This window comes from Scytonema sp. HK-05 (assembly GCF_963872035.1).
In the GTDB taxonomy this organism is placed as follows: Bacteria; Cyanobacteriota; Cyanobacteriia; order Cyanobacteriales; family Nostocaceae; genus Kalymmatonema.
The window spans coordinates 48,027-69,784 of the sequence record NZ_CAWMYC010000158.1; the positions used below are offsets into that span (position 1 = coordinate 48,027).

The window sequence follows — 21,758 nt, forward strand, 5'->3', positions numbered from 1 at the left end:
ACAGGCGAATTTATTCGCCGTCCAGATATCTTAAAAACCATAAGAGTAACCATCTTTTTGTTGAATTGGTGTGCAAAATCTGTAACTAATACCCGCAATACGACCTGCTTTAGTGACAATATCAAAACTGCCAGTTTTGCGGCATAATACCCGACCAACGTATTCCCCAACTTTCTTCCCGGAAAGTACAACAGCTTTAATGATGTCGCCAGTTTTGAAACCAAAATGAACTTGTTTGCGTTCACGATGACGAGTTGGGAAACCGTAACTGTCAGTACCACACATTTGACGGGTTCCCCAACCAGTACACTTAATGCGTAATGGTTGTTGGGTTAGTAACTTAATTGTTTCGATATTCCCAACACAAGCCGCATCAATCCAGTGTTGCTTTTCCAAGCATGAGCGAGTGCGGTTAAACTTTGTTTGTCCGCCCGTTCCAGTAGTTGTAGGCAAAATATTCTTCAATGTGCGAAACAATTCCCAACGAGTTGCATTGACCGCCGCAGCATCTTTTAGTGGTTGCTTGGCTTGCCGCTTAATTCTTTCTAGCCGAACAGGATCTTTTTTAAGGAATTCATCAACAAGTTTGACTCCTTTCTTCGCGTTGCACCGCTCACAACTAAGAGTTAAGTTGCTGACGCGATTGCTACCGCCTTTTGACCTTGGGTGAATATGTTCAACCTGGAGTGGTGCATTTTCTTTATCGCAGTACGCACATTTACGCCCCCACTTCTGTAGAAGATATTCCCGCACCTCATACCCAGTGAGTTCGCCCTGCTGATATTCAACACCATCAACCTCTGGGTTTTGCATTTTGTGAGTGTCAAATTTGACTAATTCCATCGCTATTTGAATAATGGGAGAGTACAAACAAAGCCGCTTTACCCAAGTTTCAACCGTAAGAACACGATGCATTAAAGATGGAGGTAACCACCCTTGTGGACGTTTACGGTTATCAAAACGCGGTTGACGATAGCGAGTTTTGCGATTCCTGCGACTGCGACGCAATGAACGTCTTGATTCCAAAGAATCCTTAATTTGCCACCCTCTATGTTCTAACTCAGCCGCCCAAATAACCTTATCCTGATCAAGAACCGCAATACCCGTGAATCGACTACCGGGGTCAAGCTTGATCACTAGTGGTCTTGGTGCTAGGTTGTCAACTACGTGTTTGAGTATCAGAGTAAACGGATACATTCTGAACACTGCGGCTTTTTGTTTTGTTAACAGTTCTCTAGCTCGTGCTGGAGGAATCGGGTTAAGAGGTTGCTTGTTTTGGTCAATAACAAAAACATAATTTTGCATTGCTGCATCCTTTTTACAGGTAATGTTTGCTTCTCCCAAGGGGAGACGCTGCGCGAACGACATTGTTTAAGGTCGGTACTTTCCGAACGACACTGGTTTATTCTCCGTAAGCCTGTTTAATCGTTCGGTTCCAGGGTTCAGAACTAGCAAGCATTCTGAAGTGGGTCTTAAACTCTTGCCTTAAACGAGCAGTCTGGTCAGGTGAGTCAATCAGCAAGCCCCTGCCTTTTAGGCATGGGCTTGCCGCGAGGGCGAGAGAACCCTGACTGTTTTATATAATTCTCCTGACCAGGATGAATTTCAGATATCTTGCCACACTTACTGTGTAATGTCAGGCAAAGATGCCAATATGTAACACAAAGTTCCGCAATCTTATGCAGTTTGCGTTTTTCAGTTTTTGGCTGTTTCCTAAACGTCTTTAACTTGATAAATTTGATGTCCTGTAATTTCTACACCGTGTTCAGCCAGGCATTTTGCCCAACCTTCACGAGTTCCGATGTCGCTTTTGTGCTTGAGTAGCCCTAATTCCTGTTCTTGTTGGGTGAGTTGGGCAAATTCTTCGTAGAGTGGGTAATTTGTTGTCACAAATGTTTCTTTACGGTGGAGAATTGGCGGATTTGCTCTTTGTTCGTAGTCTCGGTGAGTTATGTACAACGTTTTTAAGTCAATTGTGATACTTGCTTTTAACGCTGGATGGGGATCAGTATCAAATTCAGGGTAAAATAGGTAGGAAATACGCGGTTCATCTGTACAAAACTTTATCAGTGTTGCCCCATCAACACGCCCTATGGTGCGGCTAGCGCAGCCTTCGTAAATTCGCAGCAAAGGGTCGAGTTCACCAAGCGCACAAACATGGACGTAAAGGGCGCTGCGAGTATGTTTGCCAATTTTACTTTTTTCGCAAGCAGTTTGAACGACTCTTGGTTTCCCTAAGCTAAAAAGCTTGGCGTCAGCGACTTCGCAAGCTTCCTCATAGCTGCCAAAAAAGGCTTTGATGTCATGGCGCATTTCTGGTGATAGTTTGTGCCATGCAGGGCGCTGCTCGAAATGGGTGAGAGCAAGATAAACTTGGATATCAAGAGAACGACGGTAGGCGATCGCATCCCATTCCGCTTCATCCGTGGCTTGCAAAACTACAGCAAAAGCACGGCGGAAGTTTCCAAATTCGCCTAGTAATTCCTGTTCGTTATCCAATTCGCCTTTCACTGGAAGTCTCCCACGTTTGGTAAAAAAATCCATCAGTGGTTCCAGCTTTTCTTTGTAGTCCTCAAACCGTTTGGTAGGGATGCGTACTCTTGGCGTTGAGGTTCTGGAGAAAAAGCGTATTGCCTTGAATCCTTCTTTTTCGGCTTCATCTCGAAAAACAAAATAGACGCCCAGCGCCACTGGTACCGCATCGACATTCAGGGCTTCATCAATGTATTTTTTGAGTTCTTCTTGTTCGTAATATTTCTGAAAAGTATTGCGGCGAGTTACAATGCCATCGCCGTAAGCAAGTTGAGCTTTGCTGGGAGCATTTATCAGCACTTGTGCCGCGACAATTAAGACCTTGCGGGTGAGTTCCCATGCTTTGCAAAGAGCGTGGCGACGTTCTTCTGGGTCTTCAATCACGTTCAGGACAAAGCCCAAGTTAACGACATCAGCAGGAATGGGCGGAATATCCGGGTAGTAGTAAGGGTCCCAGCCTGCACTGCTGTAGCCCAAGTTTGCCACTCGCTGGACATCGCCACCGTGTCCGCATCCGTAGTCAAAAAACGTGGTATCTTTATTTATAATTGCCCATTCTATTGCCAATCGCACAGGTCTCGATAAGTCAGTGCGAACAATCGCGGCTCTATGGCGTTCTATTTCTACGTAGCTCTCTAACGACATAATAATATTAAGAAGAACCACAGATACACACAGATGAACACAGATGTTTTTTATCTGTGTCCATCTGTGTCCATCTGTGGTTTATTAATTCTTATATCTTGTTCGTCGCCAGTTCTATCAAATCTTCAATCTTCTTGATATTTGGATCGCCTGCTAAGTACCCAATACCACGATGCAAGTGGAGACGAAATTGCGTGGCGAGAGTTTCTTTGTCTGTTCCGAAGCCGTCGTTGTAGCAGCGTTGCTTGAGGGCGAGTAGCAAAATATCGGACATTTCACCGCCAAAAACGCGCCATGTCATCTCGACGTTGCTATCTTGGGGAATTGGTACAGGTGAGGGTGGGGTTGGTTCGGCGAGGGAACGACAAAATGCCCAACGACATAGAATATTCCATTGATCGATTTTAGTGTTGCGTCTGAGTTTGAGGAGTTGGTCTTTGGCTGTTTGAGAGAGTTTGATACGATCTATTGGGGATTCCATAGTTTTCTTAGAATCTTAGAATAACGAACCGCCAAGACGCCAAAAGCGCCAAGAAGAGATGAAGAAGAGGGTTACCAGAAGTAGCCTGGTTGGACTGTTGTTTGGCGGGTGGATGAGTCGTATTTGAGGAGGTATTCGCGGGCGATCGCCTCGTTTTCCCGCAAGGCTTGCACTTCTTTTTGTCCGATTTCGGTGTCGGTGGAAAGGAGAATGACTTGATGAGAAGCTGATGGAAAGTAACGTTCAACTAGGTTACTGCGGTGGGAGGAGTCTAAGCGTCCTAAGGGTGTATCAATTGCAACTGGTAGGCGGCGTCCGGAAACACGAGCTAATCCCCAAAGGAAGGCGATCGCTAAAAGTTGTTTTTCTCCAGCGCTAAGGCGATGTTTGGGAACGGGTGTCCCCTGTAAATCATACAGTGAGAGGCTGAAGCTGTGGGTGTCGATTGCCACGCGATGCACTAAATCAGATTTGTGCAGGAGATAGCGGAAGCACTCGGTGACTTCGACTTCGAGTTTATTAAGTTTTCTCAGGGTTAATTTTTCACGGAAAATTTTGAGTGTATCTTGGACTTTAGCAGAAGCTGCAATAATATGCTCTCTATTTTTGCGGTCAATAGTTTGCACAGTATATTCTTTTAAGTCTTTTTTTAACTTTTCGATGACGTCTTCTAATTCCGTCACCCGACGGCGTGTTGCTTCCCAATTCGCTTTTACTTCAGCAACGTGATTTTGTGCTTTTTGCAGTGCTTGGACTAGCTTATTATAATCTTCTGGTGATGCAGCAGTCTGCACTTGTCGTTCCAGGGTGATAATTTCTTCTTCCTTATTTTTGAAAATCCCTAATTGCTGCTTGGCAAGATTTTTAGTATTTTGCAAATAGTAGAGAACGTTTCCCAATTGACTCAAAGTTTCAGCATCAGCTAATAACCAAAGTTCTTCAGGTTGTAGAAAGCTTGAATTCAACGTTTCTACATCTTGGTCGAGAAAAGTTTTGATTTTGTCAATTTGTTCTTCTGAAATACCTACCTGACTCATCCAATTTAAGAGGCGTTTATCTCGTTCAAATAAGATATCCCGTGCAATTTGTGCTTGAGAGATGCGAAATTCTTTTTCTGCTTGGGTTTGTGCTTGAGTAAGTAAAGGTTCAATCAATGCTAGCGGTAAAACGTCAGCCGCTAATTCACACATACCTTGACGAGATTCCTCTGTCTCTGCTTTCTTTTGGTCACGCTGCTTTTCTAACTGGGTGCGTTCTGCTGCAATTTTACCGCCCTCAGAAATGAATTTATCAAAAGCTTCTTGCTGCTCTTTTTCCGCATCTTTTAGAGATGTTGCCAAGCTAATCTCTACCTCTTTAGTTGCTTGGTATTCTTCTTCTTGCTGTTTCAGCTTTTGTTCAATTTCCTCTAAATTTGCCAAATCTTTAGTATCTGCAAGTTCCTTACGTTTGCGATTGGTTAAAATTTCTATATCAACTGCCAAACGTTCCGCCAATTCTAATCCTAAAAGTGCGCGAATCGCATCTACGACAATTGGTGGAGGAATTTCCTGTTCTGCCAGTTCTTTAACCTGTTCCCCATCAAAAAGAAACAAATTAGAAATTCCTACAGGCAGCAGATTTTCAATATACTCATCCCAGATATTAACTAATGCCGTGTCCAGCCATTCATCATTTTCACGAATATCCAAAATACCTAAGTGGTCTTTACCATCTTTAGGATTTTTTTCCCAAGTCCGCACAACACGATATTTGACTGGCTTATCATTTTCAATGTGTTCAAAAGCCAATTCAATCCGGGTTTTTTCATTTGTCGGCGCGTGGCTGTTAACGCATTGGGTGAGAAAATCGCCGTAGCTAAGATTTCCACGGGTCGAACATTGGGCGCGAGGTCCATAAAGCGCGAGGCGAATGGCGTCCATCAGGGTAGTTTTTCCGCCACCATTCATCCCACCCAAGAGGATGATTGGGCAAGAATTGTCTTTATCAATTTTTGGATCGAGATTGATGACTTGTTTCCCAAAGTAGGGACCAAAGTTTTGTAGAACGAGTTCAAGAAAAATCATGGTGATGTTTTATATCTCGTTCCCAGGCTGAGCCTGGGAATGTATTTTGGGAGGCTCTGCCTCCTATATAATATGAATGAGGTAAACTAGAGGCTAAGCCTCTGGGTAGGCATTCCCACGCGGAGCGTGGGAACGAGTCAAACAAGTCAATCATCTGAATCTTTAGCTTGAAACTTGATGTTTGCCCAAGTTCGCGGTTTGGCAGTTTCACTGTTATCTTCAACAGCAACATCTCCCAAAGTTAACTGTTTAACTGTTGCAACATCGCCTTTATCAACAGCCTCTTTCAAATCCCTTTTCAAGTGTGCATTTTTAATCGCTTCATCTTGGGAACGCGAACTTGTTTTAAAACACTTTTCTAGTGCATCGTATATTCCCACGCGACGCGCCATCTTGCGAAACTGGTGTTCCGTGTTCAACAGTTTCGCCATCAGTTCCAAGTGCATCGCATCACCTTCACAGATTTCTTCTAACACAGCCCATTCATCATGACCTAGCAAACTATAGCCAGCGCCAGGACGCGGATCTTGGAACTCTTCACCAGTAACTTCCATATAAATGCGGGGCAAACTATCATCAAATTCGTGTTTTTCTTCTAGCCAAATGCGGCGAATTTCGCTCAATTCTTCTAAGGTAATTAGGGTTGTGTCGCGCATATTTGCTGGTGCTGTGTGCCGGATTTGTGTTTGCGCTTTTAAGACTCGTGTTAACCAATGCTCTCGCCAATATTTTGTATAAGGACCAGGTATTGGATCAACTGAAATTTCACCGTTTTTATTGCGCTCAAAGAGTTGGACATCCCCCCAAATTCGTCTAAAGTCTCTTTTGTCATGGTCATCCTGCACATCTAATTCATTACGGATATCCAGCAGAGGCTGCATCCATTCTTTCTCTTCGTCATTTTGGATCATTGCCTCCATTGATTTATCCTTATTAACCATTGTGCAAACCCAGCATCCAAAGCGGGAATCACCACAACTGGGAGTAGAAGTATCAATCACAAGAGGGCATTCGTTATCTGCTGTTGCACCTCGATAGAGATAGAATAATTCTTTATTGCTTTGTCCCCAAGGATTTTCACATTGATGAAGGTAAACCCAAACATCATTGTTACTCCAGTCTTCAATAGGAGTGTAGATGAGAGAGTTGGGTAGACTTGCGTTTGGGCTGAGGCGATCGCGTACTCTACCAACTTGATGTTTTTTCATCGTAGCAGCACGTTTGCTACTCTCAGCTTTACGAGTCCCTAAGACAAGAATTGTTTCACCATTAGCGCGAACTATCTCACGGATGAATTGATTAGCCGGATTAATTTTCAAACGTGGAGTACACCAGCGAAACTGGTTACGAGGAGCTGGGTAGCCCTTACCAATCAAATTTACCCAAAATGTGTCTTCAATGACTGGTTTTAGCAGATGAGGCTCAATTGGTAGACCCTTTTCTTTGGCGGCAAGCTTGAGCTGTTCCAATGATTTGCGAACCCAAGCAGAGACTACAGGGTTTTCTACCAGAGTATCTGTTGTAATGACATGGATTGTTTTCGTTCGTTTTTCAGTAGGCAAAGCGGCGATCGCATTCCAAACAAGCTGCAATACAGCACTAGAATCTTTACCCCAGGATACGCCTATAATCCAAGGTATTTCGTCTAGACAGTATAATTCTTGTATTTCAGTGGTCAGAGATGGGATATTATCTATCACCGTAGAAGGTGCTTGCTGAGCTTGATTTTCTAGTTGTTGTGCTTTAGCCATTTCTCCCTACCTCTGGAAACACGGGCGATCATCACTTCATCGAAAACTTGGGTAGAAACCCCGTCCTTGTAGGACGGCTTTACTTAATTTGGGATACGGGGAGGTTAATCCCCGTAATAAACCTTGTCACCGCCTTGGAGATACTTCACACCGTGTACTTTTGTATTGCACTTTCGCTATCGACAGTTACCAAGTGATGTTGTTCACTCTGTACGCATGAGCAAGTGGCGATAAGCCCTTGTGTTTATTTCCCTAAGCCCTTCGGGCACGCTTCGCGAACGCTACTGACTATCGGAGAGGTTACAGACTTGGGAAGCATCCAGTAACGTCCTTTGATGTACCACCATCAGATAATTCAGTTTGGGCTGTTAACCCGTAAGCTAGACACTGGTTTAGTCCTGAATTAAGAAGTTGGTGAATCTTCCGCTTTCAAGCCCCATCCCTTTTAGGCTGGGGTCAGTGACTTCTTGCAACCAGCGACTGACGCCCACTCCTTAGACTTTGGTATCGCTCTGCACAAACAAAGTCCGCGCTGGCGGACTTAATTGAGGTTGTAAAACCCACGACGTCGGCTGGTTTTGTTTGTGTGGCTACGACTTAAAGTTGTCTGCCGCTTTGGTCAGTATATAATTGTATCATCTTTTATTTGAAGAGTTTTTAAAAACATTAATATTAATATCAAATTTTTTAGACAATTGACCTGTGCAACAAACTGTTATTTTCAAAAACTACCATGAAGGACAGCGCATCCGACCTAACCACTGACATCGCTAGCGAGTACTTGCAACGGGAAATCAAAGATCAACAGCTACTCGCTTTACTGCTAGAGAAGTTCCTTGGGAGGAAGGATCGCATTCTCGTTCAGAAAACCGAGATGGGTGGTACCGAGGCTTATGTTGGTTCTGTCAGTCTGGAATGGTTTGCGGGTCGTGTTCACTTCGCGTCTGGCTTACCACTGCTTCAAAAAAAGTACAATCCAGAGACTGATAACGTCGAAATTGACGCGGATAGCATTGATGAAATTCAACAGCGCCCCCTTGATTGGTCACGTCAAGCACCCCTAGTGCAGTATTTGGCAGCGCGAAAAAATCACAAGTTTCCGCCAGTTCTCGTGGTGATTAATCAACCGTGGGTGGATAATCCCAAAGCTGCTGAGTGGGATAGTCAGGGACGCGCCACAAAATCTACCACCGAATTCACTGCACTGGATAAAGATGATAAAGCTGGTCTGCTGAATATTTCTGAGGAGAATGTCACCATTTATGCCTTGGATGGTCAACACCGATTGATGGGGGTGCAGGGTTTAATGGAGTTGATCAAAACTGGCAAACTCCAGCGATACAAAAAGGATAAAACCGCTTACGAAACTTTCATTACGTTGGCTGACTTGGTAGAAAAGTACCACGTAGAACCAAGTTACCTGCAAAGTTTGCCCAAGGAAAAAATTGGTATTGAGTTCATTTGTGCGGTTGCGGCTGGCGAAACCCGCGAAGAAGCAAGGCGACGGGTGAGATCCATTTTTGTTCATGTTAACCTGATGGCTGCACCCTTGAGTAAAGGTCAGTTAGCACAGCTCAATGAAGATGATGGTTTTTCGATTGTTGCCAGAAAAATCGCTGTCAACCATCCGCTTTTGGAACAACAAGAAACGCGAAAGCCTCGCGTCAATTGGAATAGTGCGACAGTTGCAGCGAACTCAACAGTTTTGACAACGCTGCAAGCTGTCAAAGAAATGTCTGAGCGATATTTGGGGCAAAAGTACTCTCACTGGAAACCCTTGGATAAAGGTCTAATTCCCATGCGTCCAGAGGATGAGGAACTTGAGCAGGGGATACAGGAGTTTCACAAGTTATTCGATTGTTTAGCAAGCCTTCCAAGTTATAAGCTTCTGGAAGATGAGACTACGCCTGCATTGCGACGGTTCAGCTTTGAGAAGGATGGCGGCGAAGGAAATATGCTTTTCCGTCCTGTTGGTCAAGTAGCGTTAGCGCAAGCTTTGGGTATTCTGGTTTTTAAGAAAAGTTTTTCGCTAGCAGACATTTTTAAGAAGCTGCAAAAGTTCGACCGTTCCGGTGGTTTTAGCGGTATGGAGTACCCGCAATCTCTCTGGTACGGTGTTTTGTATGATCCAAACAAAAAGCGGGTGCAGGTTGCTGGACGGGATTTGGCGGCGAAGTTACTGATATATATTTTGGGCGGAATTCAAGATCAGATGGAACGTGCTGAACTTCGTAAGGATTTGGCTAAAGCTAGAACTTTTGAAAATCAAACAATAGGTTTTGATGGCAAGTTTGTTGAACCGAAGGCGGTAGGGCTTCCACCCGTTCTGTAGTTACTAATGATGACTCGCCCATAGAGAAATTCTTATGCTACCTTGATACGTAATGTATAAAAGGAGTCTACTTTGTGGCATGGCTACATGGCAATGATGCTGTGCAACAGCTAAGTGAAAACGTCGTCTTGTACGACTTAGCACAGATGCGCGGAAATAGTGCTGTTTTAAGCCGCATCCCCGAAAATATCGGTGGTGTTTACGCTTGGTATCGGCGATTTGAGCTTGATCCTGCTGCTAAAGACGATCCTGAAGTTTTCGTTCAGTATATTCTGGAGGAACTTTGTAAGGATCATTCCGCTCCCAGAGAAACAAGACTTCCTCCAGCACACAGGATCAGACTCCAAGCGGAGACTTCATTTTCTAAAGAACTGTTGCTGAAAGAGTTAGCTGCTGATTCGTCCTTTCGTCAACTGCTGTGTATGCTTCTGAATAATTCCCTGATATTTCAGCAGCCATTATATATAGGTAAAGCGACTAATTTATACTCTCGAATTCGCAGCCATCTTCGTGAGAGTAGCATTCTACGCGAAAGACTAGCATCTGCTGGGCACAGAATTAATCGATGCAGGCTTCTAATTATTCATACTTCATATAGTGATTCAAGCATTGCCCCAAATGGTTTCAATGAAACCGATGAATTGGAAAATCAAGTTGATGAAGACTCTGAATGTTCTGAACTTGCTTCAGACAAACTAATTGAAGATATATTATCTAGGCTATTTATTCCATCATTTACTCTTAGATACGGTTGATATAAAATGCTGATATTCTCAAATAATGAAGGAAAAGCAAGATTCAATAAACCTCTGTATGGTTTAACTGGTATTTACACTTTATCGGAAGGTATAGCACTTCCCTACTTCCTTTCACTACTAGAAATTAACCGAGCTATTGACGAACTGAAGATTGCTGAACAAATTCCTGCTTCGTTAGATACACAATGGTCACTTAAAGAACTTTTTCAACGGGAGATTGATGAGAAGAGAGTAGAAGATGATATTGTTAAAGGCTATCTTCTCGATCCGAAAAAGCTAAAATTTTTTAATGCAATTACTATTGTATTGATGCCAAAGGGTTCTGATGGCAAGATTCAGGATACTTTCGATGATTCTATAAGCATCGAGCCTCCTCCTATTCCTTGGGATGGTACTGATCCTGATGATGCACAATGGAACCATTCACAAGCCAAAGTTGCCAACTTTGGGGGTGTTCAATTCGTCTCTATCGGACTTTCTGCTCGACTTCGCTGGGATGAAGATCGAGTGTTGGCAGTCGCTGTAGATGGACAACATCGCCTCTGGGCACTCCGTACTTTCCGTGAAGATCAAAAGTTTCGGGGCGGTACTCTCCGTACAGTTGAGCAACAAACTAAAATTCCAGTCTTGTTCGTTTTGCTTCATCCTGATTCTGGTTTCCAAAACGTTCAGAGTGAAGCTGACTATTCCATTCGGGGAATTGCTCGTGAATTATTTACTGATTTAAATAAAAATGCGAAGACAGTAGATAAGGCTAGAGAACTCATCCTTGATGACAAGAGCATTAGCGCACAATGTGTCAGAACATTACTGACTGAGAGTACAGGTGAAGACGCTAAAGATAGACTCCCCCTTTCTCTAGTACGGTGGCAAGACGACTCAAATCGGTTTGATAGTTCCTACTACTTGAATTCGCTAGTTCATTTGGATTTGTTGGTTTCGGCAATATTAGATCTAAAACTACCACGCGATCCAATGGAAAAGAAGCAAGTTTTCGATTTTATCGAAAGTATTGACTCTGCACTCGGTATAAATGATAAAGAAGTTCAGTATGAGGGGCGTTCTCTCAAAGAATATTATGTAGAAGACTACTGTGATGAAGATGGAGAACCAGTTACACCATTTGTGCGAATACCAGAAAATTACCTTGACTCCGCAATAGAAGGTTTTAAAGTTAACTTTCGTCCCTGGTTATTAAAACTTTTATTAGAGTTCAAACCATACAATAACTTGCTTAAGTATGCTCGTGAAAATAATTTAATTGAGGGTAAATTTGGTAAATTTCAAGCTCAAACGAGCAAACATAAAGGAATTATTCGGGAACAGGAAATTGCCAGAGATAGTGATTGGAATAAACGAGAAATACTAGCTCATCAAGATGCTATTACTCGGATGAAAGAGAATCAATGGGCTTTCAAAACAATATTTCAAAAAGCTATGGTTCGTCTGGGGAAAATAGTGGAATTTGAATCTAAAGGTAAAGATGTAAACTTAGGCAACATAGAAAATGTATTGAATTTTTTGGATCGGTTATATGACAAAGATATTCTTAGAGTAGATGCCAGTTTACCAGGAGACCCTTATCCTCTATGGACATTTGTAGCTATCAACCCTGGAAATAATAAAATCAAGGTTGCAAAAGCAGTAGAAGATAGAATATTTTCATTATTATCCTTGTGGTACTACGGTTCTCGAAAAACTGAAATTGATGCTGCTAAAGGTTATCAGATGTTAACGAGGCGAAGGCTACTAAATTTCTTTAATGCAGAAACAAATAAAGCCCAGTGGCCTGGTTGTACTGATGCTTATAAAGCATTACATAAAGGTTTTGATACTGTTGCCTTTTATGGTAAAGAACATGAAAAATTGAATGATAAGAAAAAAGAAGATATGGTTCGTGACAGATTTTCTGCTGTACTAGCTGCTGGTTTGCCTGAATTATATAATCAGTCTTTAGCTAAACAAACATCTGATGATGATGATGAGCTAGATACAGAGTAGTAGAGTAATGAAAGAAAAATTGTAATTTTACAGAGGGTCAAAATCAGTTTACTTAAGAAAGGAATTTGCTGAGGTCAAATTCCTCTTCTTGCTGTTCTTGCTTAAATCTTTGAGAACTAACAATCAAGAGAAGCCGCTCTGAATAGTCTACTGCTCCCCGCAGTTCATTTTGCAAAATTTCCAGTCCACCATTAGCATACTCTTCAAAAATATGGATGCGTTGCTCGTCAGCTATATCATCATCACCTAAAATTTTGATGTCCTTTATTTCGGTAATAGCCAATAAATTAATTAACAGAGCAAAGCTGCTGGTAAAATAATCCTGTCGCAGTGGAGATAAATCTTTAGCAACTCCCTCTAAAGGAACTCGTTTTTTATGCTTTGCCCCTAAAGCTGCTGCAAACACCATAACCTCTACATAAGTCTGAAAGGGACCAGTTGTATCCTTTGAAGCTACTAAAGCTTTAACTAATTCAACCTTATCTTTAGCAATTTTGATTCTATTTGCAGCCATGATATTGATATCTATTTTGTTGCAATTTTAACTTAGAGATAGAGCGATGTCTAAGGACAAGCCGCTGCGCGTCTACGCACTTCTAAACCCACTACTTTATACTAAGCGACAAGCGATCGCCCTCTCTTGTCTCTGCGTCCTTGGCGTCTAAAGCCCTCCGGGCATGCGCCTGAGCGCAGAGCGCACGCTACGCGAACGGCGTAGGGCGGTTCGTTTCTCCTACCTCGGAAACTGGACATCCTCGTAAACTAGAGATATGGGAAAGTGAAAATCAACACTGGTTAAGTGAACTTCATCCCCCTCCTCGTAGGGATGTAACTCCCAGAAACCTGTATTATTTAGCCGAAAACACTCCACACTGATTTTTTCAGCATCGATGAGGACGTATTCTTTCAAAGTTTGGATGCGACGATATTGGTAAAATTTACCGCCTCTGTCGTAAGCTTCTGTACTAGGCGAAAGGACTTCGACAATTAAACAAGGATACTGAATGAATTTAATAGCTTGTCTATCTCGTTCATCGCAACTTACCATGACATCCGGGTAGTGAAATGGTCCATTCTCAGATACACCTACTTTCGCATCCGCCATAAAAGCACGACAACCACGACCTCTGAGATGGCTTTTTAATGCCGAAGCCAAGTTGAGGGCAATGGTAGTATGAGGAATAGTACCCCCAGTCATGGCATAAACTTCGCCGTTGACGTACTCATATTTGGTGTCTTGGCGTTCTTCCCACTCCAGGTATTCCTGGGGAGTCATATGGGGAGTCATATATCGTTTGTCTGAACTCGCAACCATAACCCAATACCTTGCTATTGTTTTAACTTTTACTTCTTAAACACTCTCTTCCCTCTGCGTCCTCTGCGCCTCTGTGGTAGCCTGCGGCACGCCGCTGCGCGTCTACGTTTCTCATAAATTCTCACGCCAAGACGCAAAGACACAAAGTTTTTCTTAGTACAGCATTTTATTAATTCGTAATGTTTTTAAACGCAGAGGAACGCTAAGTCAGCGCAAAGAGACGCAGAGCCTTGGTTTAAGTTTTCGCTATCAAACAGATGCAATCATGTACTTAGCGCCTTTGCGCGAAATTTTCATATCCCTACCTCTCCCTATTCACCTCAACAATCTCCGTATACTCAAACTCATTTGGACTTTGCCTAACCAAAGCATATCGTTCTCCACCCAACTTAATAGAATCTTGTTCACAATCAGGCTTAGAAGAATAGTAAGTCAGCACATATTCCCTACCAATTCTTTCTGTCATCTCTTCTTCGACTTCACCTCGCCACTGCGTTTTACTCACCAACACAATCAACTGATTTGCCAATTTAGGAATTGTCTTGGCAATTTGTCGCCGAGAAATTTCATCCAAACTCCCAAAAGGTGAATCCATGACAATCGGGAAAGTACTACTATCGGGAACCAGCAGAATTTTTTTCTTTTCACTCCAATCCCGTACCATATCGATAATGCTGGCAATAAAAGATAAACTGAGAATTTGATTTTCTCCTGTAGAAGCTGCAACTGGCATTTCTAAACCAGCAGTATTCTCTACAAGCGTCAGTTCATATTTATCGCTGATTTTGGGAATGTAGGGTGTAAATGAAATTTCGCTGAATATCTCTTGTACCCGCTTTTCTAGTTGCCAACGAAACTGCTTTTCTTGACGGTTTCTAACTTCCGTGAAACGTTCAATAGCATCTTGAGTTGCGGCTATGCGTCGCTGCGCCAGTGCTTGCCTATCTTCATTCAGTTTCTGTTTGGCGATTTGTTTTCTCAAAACTTCCAACTCAGTTTTAAGAGTCGCAATTTGCTGCTGATTTGCACCCTGTTCTAATATTAAATCTCTGATTTTCTCTTCAATCTCATCCAACCGCTTTTGTAAACTGCTAATTTCTTCATTGGCATCTTTCCGCAACCGTTCTTGGATATTATCTAACTCACCTTCAATTTGGGAGATAGTTTGCCTTAACTGATTAATCCTCGTTTGTTCTCTGTCAACTTCTTCCCAAAAGCTGACTGCTTGCTTGTCAATTTCATCCACTTGAGCACTCATACGGATGGCTGTTTCTTGCACCGCCGAAGAACCCGCTTTATCCAATATTTTTCTCACATTCTTGTGCGAGTGACTTCCATCGCGTAAGTCTGCACCACAAATACAACGTTGAGAGTCAAGTAATTCATTCACAAATTCCCGCGAAATTCCAGAGGTTAACTCGCCTCGCTGCTTCAAATCATTTATAATTTCCCGAAATTGTGCTGTTGTTTCTGAGATCAATACAGTATAACCGCGTGCAGAAATCGCTTTTTTGATTGCTTCCTTACTTTCTCTCAGGTTTTCCTGACTTGATGCTTTCTGTTTTTCTAACTCTTGCCGTCTTTCTTGCAATTCCTTGGCAGCACTGAGTTCTCTTAAAAGGTTGCTTGTCTCTTTTTTAAAAGTTTCTTGATATTCCGACTCTTGTTTAATTTCTGTTTGCCGCTTGCTGATTCGCTCAATTTCCTGTTCTAGATTATCCTGCTGTTTCAAAAGCTGTTTAATTTCGGAATCACCAATTGCCTTTAACTCATTCTCTAAAGTTTTTTTAGCTTCCTTCAGGTGACTGATGGAACGGTTGATGACTTCCACACCTAAGAAAATCTTCGTGGCTTCCGCAATTTCTGCTTTCTTATCAGAACGGACTATCTCTTCAATGCGCTCACCGTCAAAGAAGAAATATTGATGTAAACTCACAGGTAAAATTTGCGCTATCACGTCTTCTGGTTGCTGAGGGGGAAAATACCAACGTCCATCATCCCCAGCTACCTGCATACGCAATTCTGTTTTGGTAACGTTGACGTCGGTTTCTTTTTTATAAACCCGACACACGCGTTTCACGTTGTAGCGTTTGCCTTCATGTTCCCACTCCAACTCTACCCAACACTCTACAACTTGCCCTGGTTTTGCTTCGGCGATCGCCCGCTTATTCACCAACTGTTCAACTGATGCAAAAGCTGCACTAAATTTCTCATACAGTACCCAAGTAAACGCATTCAAGAGACTGGTTTTTCCTGAACCATTATTGCCGTGAATGATCGTTGTGTTGTAAGTCTCTGTTCCCGCAAGGATAATTTCCGGCGTTTTGCCATAAAAAGACCGAAAGTTGCAAAGTTTAATTGAAGTCAGCTTCATCGCACCGCTTCCTTCACAATCGCCAGAATATCATCATTAATATGGCTGTTAATTTTCTTATCTAGTCGGCTTTTTTCTAGTTGCCATACGCGATCAATAATTTGCCGCACTTCTGGGGGAGCATTGGTAATTGGCTCCTGCACTTCATCTATATTATGTTCTTTATTATTATCTTCTTTATTCATTTTTTTTCAATAAAATTTTAGTTATATTTTAACCAGTCTACTGGGCTTATTGCATCTTAATATATGTAAGTTTTTAATTTTTCAAAATTCGCGCATTTTATTTCATAAAATTTTCAAAAAATGCTTGATTTTTGGGTCTTTCTGATATTATCATATTAGTTAATATCATTTCTGTTATAATCGAACTATTGGTCGATTTAAAAAAATAGCCAATATTCCCATTATCTAAAGTATACCCCATTGCCCGGCTCGGTAGATCATCTATTTATAATAATTTAAATTTTTTCTTGCCCAGATGTGAAAATTATTTCACGCCAATCCGCAAAGTTTTTCTTGGCGGATTGGCGCGATACTCAAAAATTAAATATCCAGTAATCCGTATCGCTTCTGTAAGTTCAATAACTTGATTCTAGCTTCACCTGCATTATCAGCTAAATCAGCAAACTCAACAAATCTCAGTAATTCCTTTCGCAGTAAATTGCGTTCAACTTCTAAAGTTTTCCTGTCTAAATCTGGTGGCAAAACAATCATGTCAAATATTGTGGCGCGTTCCTTTTTTGGGTGAGGACGCAAAACTCGTCCGCGCCGTTGAATGAACTGGCGAGGATTACCAGAACTTGCCAAAATCACAGCCGTCTGAATTGCTGGAATATCGACTCCTTCATCTAAACAGCGAATTGCTACTAAACCTTGCAATTCGCCGCTTTCAAATTGACGCCGCAAAACTTCCCTTTCTTCTAAAGATGTTTGGGCGGTGTAGGTGCTTACCTTGTAACCAAGTTCTACCCCCAAAATTTTGGCGACGGCTTTTAGTTGGTGCAAGCTAGAACGCTGTCCCACGTCTTGTGAACCATCACTGCAATAGAAAAGCGTGTGAGTCGTTTCGCGGCGAGTTGACATTAACTCCCGCAAAGCATTTAACTTATTTTCTGCTGCACCAATTAACCTGGCTCGTTGCATCAACAACGGCTTCAAATCTTCGTTATCTTCAAAATATGCCGATTCCACATTTTCTCGTTGCCGATAAAGTAGCGCCCGTCCAATTTTTTGCGTTAATTTAGCATAAGCGCGGCTTTCTGTATCTGTTAATTCTACTAATATGGGATGATAAAGATAATGTACTAAAGCATTTTGAGCAATAGCATCTCTTAAGGTTAGTTCTGGTTGGAGAACAGGACCAAAATAATCAAATAAAGATTGAGTTCCCCCTTCATCAAAATACCTTTCTGGCGTAGCAGACAAAGCCAGTCGCAACCCAATACGGCGAGGTAAACTTTCTTCCAACCTGGGTGCGCCTAAGTTATGTGCCTCGTCTCCAATAATTAAAGTTTTTTCAGGAAAATACTTGAGTTGAGATTGGAAGCCTTCTCCAATTAAGGTAGAGTTGCTAGTAATCACCGTGAGAAAACGTTGAGAACCAGAACGTACATTATAAAGTTGTGTGGAAAGTTGACTCTGCCAATTGCGTACGTTTTCAAAAGCTAAGATAGGTTGCAAATTAAATTTTTCAGATTCTCGCGCCCACTGGGTGACAAGATGTCGGTAAGGACACACCACCACCAAGACTTGCAAGTTAATTTGCTTGTATAATTCGCAGGCGATCGCCAACGCCGTGATTGTCTTCCCACTACCAGTTGCCATTTTCAGGGTACCTCTGCCGTTATTGGCAAACCAGTTGTTAACGGCTTGTCGCTGATATCCCCGCAATTGCAGAGATGGTGGCATTCTGGGGCATCCTGGTGATGGTTGTGTGTGATAACCGCCCTTTGTTTCACCTACAAATGGTAACCTGAGTTTGAAAGTGGGCGGTTGCTTAACTTGGTTCTTTACTAAATACATAAACTAATTCATTGATAAGGGAAGTGGTGAGTGGGGAGTGGGGATAGGTTGGTGTTATACCAATTCTGTATGAAGATGCGCCGCCTTAATACCCCCCTGTAGTCCCCCCGATGCCTTGGGGGGACGCCAAAGGCGGGGGGTAATTATTAAGCGCATTGTTACAGAGAATTGGTATTAGTTGTAGAAACGCGCTGTTTAAAGCGTCTCTACATTTGTGAGTTGTTGTTTCACTATCCACTACCTACTACCTACTACCCACTAACTACTACCCATTACCCAGTCCCCATTCCCTATTCCCCATTCCCTATTTATCAGTTGTAATTGCGCCAAATGGCAACAAGGGAACCTTGCACCTGTACTTGAATGGCGTTTACTTCTATTGGATTGTATTTCGGGTTTGCAGGTTTCAAGGTGATGCGATCGCCTAATCGATAAAACCGCTTCAATGTGGTACCATGTCCATCCACTCGTGCGGCGACTATGGTACCATTTCTCACCTGATCTGGTTCTGGTACTGGGCGCAGAAATACCAAATCTCCATCGACAATAGAATCTTCAATCATGCTGTCGCCAGCAACCCGCAAAGCATACGTTTGGGGAGGCAATGACAAACTAGTTAAATCTACATTTTCTACAGCCTCAGTGAAGGGTTCTATTAATCCACCAGCGGCGATTGTTCCCAAAACTGGTACACCTTGTTTTATCGCTTGCAGAACTCTAATTGTCCGCGCCTTACCTTCATTCCATTCAATATACCCCTTGGTGCGTAAATGTTCCAAGCGACTTTGAATTGGTGCAGGCGATTTTAAATTCATCGCCTGCATCATTTGTCGAATTGAAGGTGAATGCTGATGGACTCGTATATATTCTCCTAGCCATTCGTAAAGTTCTCTTTGCGCTTCTGTGAGACGTTCCATAAATTTGTAGGGAGGTAAATACAAATGTTCTTAGAACATTAGTACTACAAAAAACCTCCCTATGCACTATATATTTTGGGATTTTTGATTTTTTATTTAAGAATTTAGAACACAGAAGTTAAAACTGAGGAGTAAATACTTAGCTACTTACTCGTTTTCACTTAAAATTCCTCTGCCCCTAAGATACTTGCAAGTAAAGCTTTTTGAGCGTGCATCCGATTTTCTGCTTGGTCCCAAATGCGTGAGTGAGAACCTTCCATCACCTCATCGGTAATTTCTTCACCACGATGTGCTGGTAAACAGTGTAAAACAATTGCCTCTGGGTGAGCAAGACTCATCAGTTGTTCATTGACTTGATAAGGTTGGAAAATCGGCATGCGATCGTCTGCTTCTGATTCTTGCCCCATACTTGCCCACACATCAGTGTAAATGACATGAGCACCTTTTGTCGCGACTTCAGCGTCATGAGTTAAGAGGACTTCAGTTTTATTGCCAGCAATCGAACGTGCTGTTTCTATAATTGCTGCATTTGCTTCAAATCCACTAGGTGTGGCAATTTTCACATTCATTCCCACCAAAGCACAGCCTAACAACAGGGAATTAGCAACATTATTCCCATCACCGACATAAGTTAAAGTCAATCCAGAAAAAGTGCCAAAGCATTCTTGAACTGTCATCAAATCAGCAAGTACCTGACACGGATGCTCTAAATCAGTGAGAGCATTAATAACAGGAATTTTGGCATAATTGGCAAAAATTTCTAATTCTTGCTGTGCAAAGGTACGAATAGCCAAAACATCGAGGTATCTATCCAAAACCCGCGCTGTATCCTGCACTGGTTCCCCGCGACTCACTTGAGTGACATTAGGATTCAAGTCAATCACTTGTCCACCCAGTTGGTACATTGCTACAGTAAAACTCACCCTTGTCCGAGTTGAAGCCTTGGAGAACAACAGCCCTAACACCTTGTTACACCGCAACCTCAGCTTTTGTGATTTTAGCTGGGATGCCATTTGCAGAAGTTCTAGAACTTCCGTTGGACTAAAGTCTGCCAGACTTAAGAAATCTCGTCCGATCAACGCTGCCATGCTTCTGATGATCTGTAAAAAACAGTTCTGTCTTTTTGTTCAGTGTACCTAGCCGTCTCAAAAAATGGTGTCTTAAAACTGTATCAGATATTTTTGTGTCTAGCCCATAATTTAAGGTGGCTTTGGTCTATGATTTAGTTTATCAATTTCATCAGTGATAAAAATCACAAATTTATTTTAATTTCTTTACACTTGCAGCGCTTAAATATATTTCCGGCTGGAATATCAGCAGTATGAGAATAATTACTTATTTTCAGGCTCATTTGGACTGAATACTGCTCTTCAATTAAATATTGTACAATCAGCTAGCTTGTGGTATAGTCATAAATTAGTGTGAAGCTCAAAAAACATAACGTAGCTTTTATCGTAAAAGAGCTAAGTTAAAAGAGCCAAGTACGCCAGCATAGCACAGTGGTAGTGCATCCGACTTGTAATCGGAAGGTCGTCGGTTCAAATCCGACTGCTGGCTTTTAAATGTAGAGCGACAAATTATTTGTCGCCACGGTCAAATAATTTGTCGCTCTACACCATTATCAAAAGTGCGTAGAAGCTCTGCTTCTTGTCGCTAGACATCGCTGACTTGACACATTTGCTCAGAGTGCGTAGGCGTAGCCCGTCGTAGACATCGCCTTTATGATTTTAAAGCGAGAATTCACTAGGTAAGTTCATAAATTTTGCAAAATTTTCTTGTAAATACAAATTTATAGATAGTAATTGGGATTATCAGTGATGAGTTTTTCGGCTTGAGCAACTGCTAGCAAGCGTTCGTCAGCGGTGAGAAATGTGAATGTTATCGTATTTGTCCCAGACAGTTGAGGTAAGATGCATAGTGCAGAAGCCAGTTGAACAGCATCATAAGCTCTCAGGGGATGACGACTGACAAGTTGTCCTGCCATTTCAGTCACTACTGGCAACAATTCAACTTTTTGATATTGACTATCGAAGTGGTAACGAAATGCTTGCAAAATTTGGTTAGCCTGATTACCAGAAATACTGCCCTCTCGCTGACGACGAGCCAATGCACTAAAAACTTCAACCCAGACAATTCGGGTAACGACCAATAAATTACCAGTTTCTTGAGCAGTTAACGATTGAATCCAAGCAGTTCCTGTCTCTGGAACATACCGTTTAAGCAAAGCACTGGTATCTAAAAAATATGCTGCTACCACTCACCTCGATCCTCAATGATTGTTTCTGAAAGTGGTTGACCAGCAACATGAATAGACTGTACCATTGCTACCAAATCAGCGTCAGAAATCGGGGGAGCATCAGAGGAAGTTGCAGGAGTAAGTAAACCAGACTCGTAGAGAGGTTCAAGTAAAGGCAGAAGTTCAGTCGTGGTTTGTTCGGGTAACACTTGTAGCCAAACAGTTTGGCGCTCAGAAAAATTTACTGGAGCCAAGGGACGCAACACTCCATTTTCGTAAATTGCCGGAATTGCCTTAGCCATTGAAATTAATTGACTTTTAGTTTT

Annotated in this window: 17 protein-coding genes and 1 tRNA gene; 4 read left to right on the forward strand and 14 right to left on the reverse strand. The window is 42.2% G+C overall.

What is annotated here, in order from left to right; translation table 11 throughout:
• Nucleotides 1–30: 30 nt before the first annotated feature.
• From iscB to dndC, 5 genes are all read right to left on the reverse strand, one after another.
• Nucleotides 31–1,305: an RNA-guided endonuclease IscB gene (gene iscB / locus AACT52_RS36635; protein WP_073628629.1), complete on the reverse strand. Its 1,275-nt coding sequence runs from the start codon at nucleotides 1,303–1,305 to the stop codon at nucleotides 31–33.
• A gap of 408 nt (nucleotides 1,306–1,713) precedes the next feature.
• Complete coding sequence (locus tag AACT52_RS36640; protein ID WP_073628415.1) at nucleotides 1,714–3,177, reverse strand: DNA phosphorothioation-associated putative methyltransferase; 1,464 nt, start codon at nucleotides 3,175–3,177, stop codon at nucleotides 1,714–1,716.
• A gap of 91 nt (nucleotides 3,178–3,268) precedes the next feature.
• Complete coding sequence (gene dndE / locus AACT52_RS36645) at nucleotides 3,269–3,658, reverse strand: DNA sulfur modification protein DndE (protein WP_073628417.1); 390 nt, start codon at nucleotides 3,656–3,658, stop codon at nucleotides 3,269–3,271.
• Between the two features lie 71 nt (nucleotides 3,659–3,729).
• Complete coding sequence (gene dndD / locus AACT52_RS36650; protein WP_073628419.1) at nucleotides 3,730–5,724, reverse strand: DNA sulfur modification protein DndD; 1,995 nt, start codon at nucleotides 5,722–5,724, stop codon at nucleotides 3,730–3,732.
• Nucleotides 5,725–5,870: 146 nt separating this feature from the next.
• A complete protein-coding gene (gene dndC, locus AACT52_RS36655; RefSeq protein WP_073628421.1) occupies nucleotides 5,871–7,475 on the reverse strand; it encodes a DNA phosphorothioation system sulfurtransferase DndC in 1,605 nt (534 codons plus the stop codon).
• Nucleotides 7,476–8,208: 733 nt separating this feature from the next.
• Here dndC and AACT52_RS36660 point away from each other — a divergent pair.
• From AACT52_RS36660 to AACT52_RS36670, 3 genes are all read left to right on the forward strand, one after another.
• A complete protein-coding gene (locus AACT52_RS36660) occupies nucleotides 8,209–9,807 on the forward strand; it encodes a DGQHR domain-containing protein (protein WP_073628423.1) in 1,599 nt (532 codons plus the stop codon).
• 74 nt (nucleotides 9,808–9,881) lie between these two features.
• The gene (locus tag AACT52_RS36665; protein WP_073628425.1) at nucleotides 9,882–10,562 is read left to right on the forward strand and encodes a hypothetical protein; all 681 of its coding nucleotides are present in this window, start codon (nucleotides 9,882–9,884) and stop codon (nucleotides 10,560–10,562) included.
• A 6-nt stretch (nucleotides 10,563–10,568) separates the two neighbouring features.
• On the forward strand, nucleotides 10,569–12,566 hold the full coding sequence (locus AACT52_RS36670) for a DNA sulfur modification protein DndB (RefSeq protein WP_073628427.1): 1,998 nt from the start codon (nucleotides 10,569–10,571) through the stop codon (nucleotides 12,564–12,566).
• 52 nt (nucleotides 12,567–12,618) lie between these two features.
• Here the strand turns inward: AACT52_RS36670 and AACT52_RS36675 are convergent, their stop codons facing one another.
• From AACT52_RS36675 to argF, 7 genes are all read right to left on the reverse strand, one after another.
• On the reverse strand, nucleotides 12,619–13,080 hold the full coding sequence (locus AACT52_RS36675; protein WP_073628429.1) for a DNA phosphorothioation-associated protein 4: 462 nt from the start codon (nucleotides 13,078–13,080) through the stop codon (nucleotides 12,619–12,621).
• Nucleotides 13,081–13,299: 219 nt separating this feature from the next.
• Nucleotides 13,300–13,881: a Uma2 family endonuclease gene (locus AACT52_RS36680; protein WP_073628431.1), complete on the reverse strand. Its 582-nt coding sequence runs from the start codon at nucleotides 13,879–13,881 to the stop codon at nucleotides 13,300–13,302.
• A gap of 301 nt (nucleotides 13,882–14,182) precedes the next feature.
• Nucleotides 14,183–16,255: an AAA family ATPase gene (locus AACT52_RS36685; RefSeq protein ID WP_073628433.1), complete on the reverse strand. Its 2,073-nt coding sequence runs from the start codon at nucleotides 16,253–16,255 to the stop codon at nucleotides 14,183–14,185.
• Nucleotides 16,252–16,440 (reverse strand): hypothetical protein, encoded by a 189-nt coding sequence (locus tag AACT52_RS36690; protein WP_073628435.1) that lies wholly within the window; start codon nucleotides 16,438–16,440, stop codon nucleotides 16,252–16,254. Before AACT52_RS36690 ends, AACT52_RS36685 begins: the two co-directional genes overlap by 4 nt.
• Before the next feature lie 360 nt (nucleotides 16,441–16,800).
• On the reverse strand, nucleotides 16,801–18,279 hold the full coding sequence (locus AACT52_RS36695; RefSeq protein ID WP_073628437.1) for a DNA phosphorothioation system restriction enzyme: 1,479 nt from the start codon (nucleotides 18,277–18,279) through the stop codon (nucleotides 16,801–16,803).
• Between the two features lie 311 nt (nucleotides 18,280–18,590).
• Nucleotides 18,591–19,196, reverse strand: a complete 606-nt coding sequence (gene lexA / locus AACT52_RS36700) for a transcriptional repressor LexA (RefSeq protein ID WP_073628439.1) — start codon at nucleotides 19,194–19,196, stop codon at nucleotides 18,591–18,593.
• A gap of 161 nt (nucleotides 19,197–19,357) precedes the next feature.
• Nucleotides 19,358–20,284: an ornithine carbamoyltransferase gene (argF, locus tag AACT52_RS36705; RefSeq protein WP_073628441.1), complete on the reverse strand. Its 927-nt coding sequence runs from the start codon at nucleotides 20,282–20,284 to the stop codon at nucleotides 19,358–19,360.
• Between the two features lie 397 nt (nucleotides 20,285–20,681).
• On the opposite strand from argF, the gene AACT52_RS36710 reads away from it, so the two are divergent.
• Nucleotides 20,682–20,753 (forward strand) — tRNA-Thr (locus AACT52_RS36710).
• 232 nt (nucleotides 20,754–20,985) lie between these two features.
• Here the strand turns inward: AACT52_RS36710 and AACT52_RS36715 are convergent.
• The gene (locus AACT52_RS36715) at nucleotides 20,986–21,453 is read right to left on the reverse strand and encodes a type II toxin-antitoxin system VapC family toxin (RefSeq protein WP_073628443.1); all 468 of its coding nucleotides are present in this window, start codon (nucleotides 21,451–21,453) and stop codon (nucleotides 20,986–20,988) included.
• The gene (locus AACT52_RS36720) at nucleotides 21,447–21,734 is read right to left on the reverse strand and encodes an antitoxin family protein (RefSeq protein ID WP_073628445.1); all 288 of its coding nucleotides are present in this window, start codon (nucleotides 21,732–21,734) and stop codon (nucleotides 21,447–21,449) included. Before AACT52_RS36720 ends, AACT52_RS36715 begins: the two co-directional genes overlap by 7 nt.
• Nucleotides 21,735–21,758 lie beyond the last annotated feature (24 nt).

Bases quoted from the DNA above. Each gene is read 5' to 3' on its own strand.
- AACT52_RS36685 (WP_073628433.1), bottom strand. From the start codon at position 16,255: ATGAAGCTGACTTCAATTAAACTTTGCAACTTTCGGTCTTTTTATGGC.
- lexA (WP_073628439.1), bottom strand. From the start codon at position 19,196: ATGGAACGTCTCACAGAAGCGCAAAGAGAACTTTACGAATGGCTAGGA.
- AACT52_RS36640 (WP_073628415.1), bottom strand. From the start codon at position 3,177: ATGTCGTTAGAGAGCTACGTAGAAATAGAACGCCATAGAGCCGCGATT.
- AACT52_RS36690 (WP_073628435.1), bottom strand. From the start codon at position 16,440: ATGAATAAAGAAGATAATAATAAAGAACATAATATAGATGAAGTGCAG.
- argF (WP_073628441.1), bottom strand. From the start codon at position 20,284: ATGGCAGCGTTGATCGGACGAGATTTCTTAAGTCTGGCAGACTTTAGT.
- AACT52_RS36675 (WP_073628429.1), bottom strand. From the start codon at position 13,080: ATGGCTGCAAATAGAATCAAAATTGCTAAAGATAAGGTTGAATTAGTT.
- AACT52_RS36720 (WP_073628445.1), bottom strand. From the start codon at position 21,734: ATGGCTAAGGCAATTCCGGCAATTTACGAAAATGGAGTGTTGCGTCCC.
- dndE (WP_073628417.1), bottom strand. From the start codon at position 3,658: ATGGAATCCCCAATAGATCGTATCAAACTCTCTCAAACAGCCAAAGAC.
- AACT52_RS36670 (WP_073628427.1), top strand. From the start codon at position 10,569: ATGCTGATATTCTCAAATAATGAAGGAAAAGCAAGATTCAATAAACCT.
- AACT52_RS36680 (WP_073628431.1), bottom strand. From the start codon at position 13,881: ATGGTTGCGAGTTCAGACAAACGATATATGACTCCCCATATGACTCCC.
- AACT52_RS36695 (WP_073628437.1), bottom strand. From the start codon at position 18,279: ATGTATTTAGTAAAGAACCAAGTTAAGCAACCGCCCACTTTCAAACTC.
- dndC (WP_073628421.1), bottom strand. From the start codon at position 7,475: ATGGCTAAAGCACAACAACTAGAAAATCAAGCTCAGCAAGCACCTTCT.
- AACT52_RS36660 (WP_073628423.1), top strand. From the start codon at position 8,209: ATGAAGGACAGCGCATCCGACCTAACCACTGACATCGCTAGCGAGTAC.
- iscB (WP_073628629.1), bottom strand. From the start codon at position 1,305: ATGCAAAATTATGTTTTTGTTATTGACCAAAACAAGCAACCTCTTAAC.
- dndD (WP_073628419.1), bottom strand. From the start codon at position 5,724: ATGATTTTTCTTGAACTCGTTCTACAAAACTTTGGTCCCTACTTTGGG.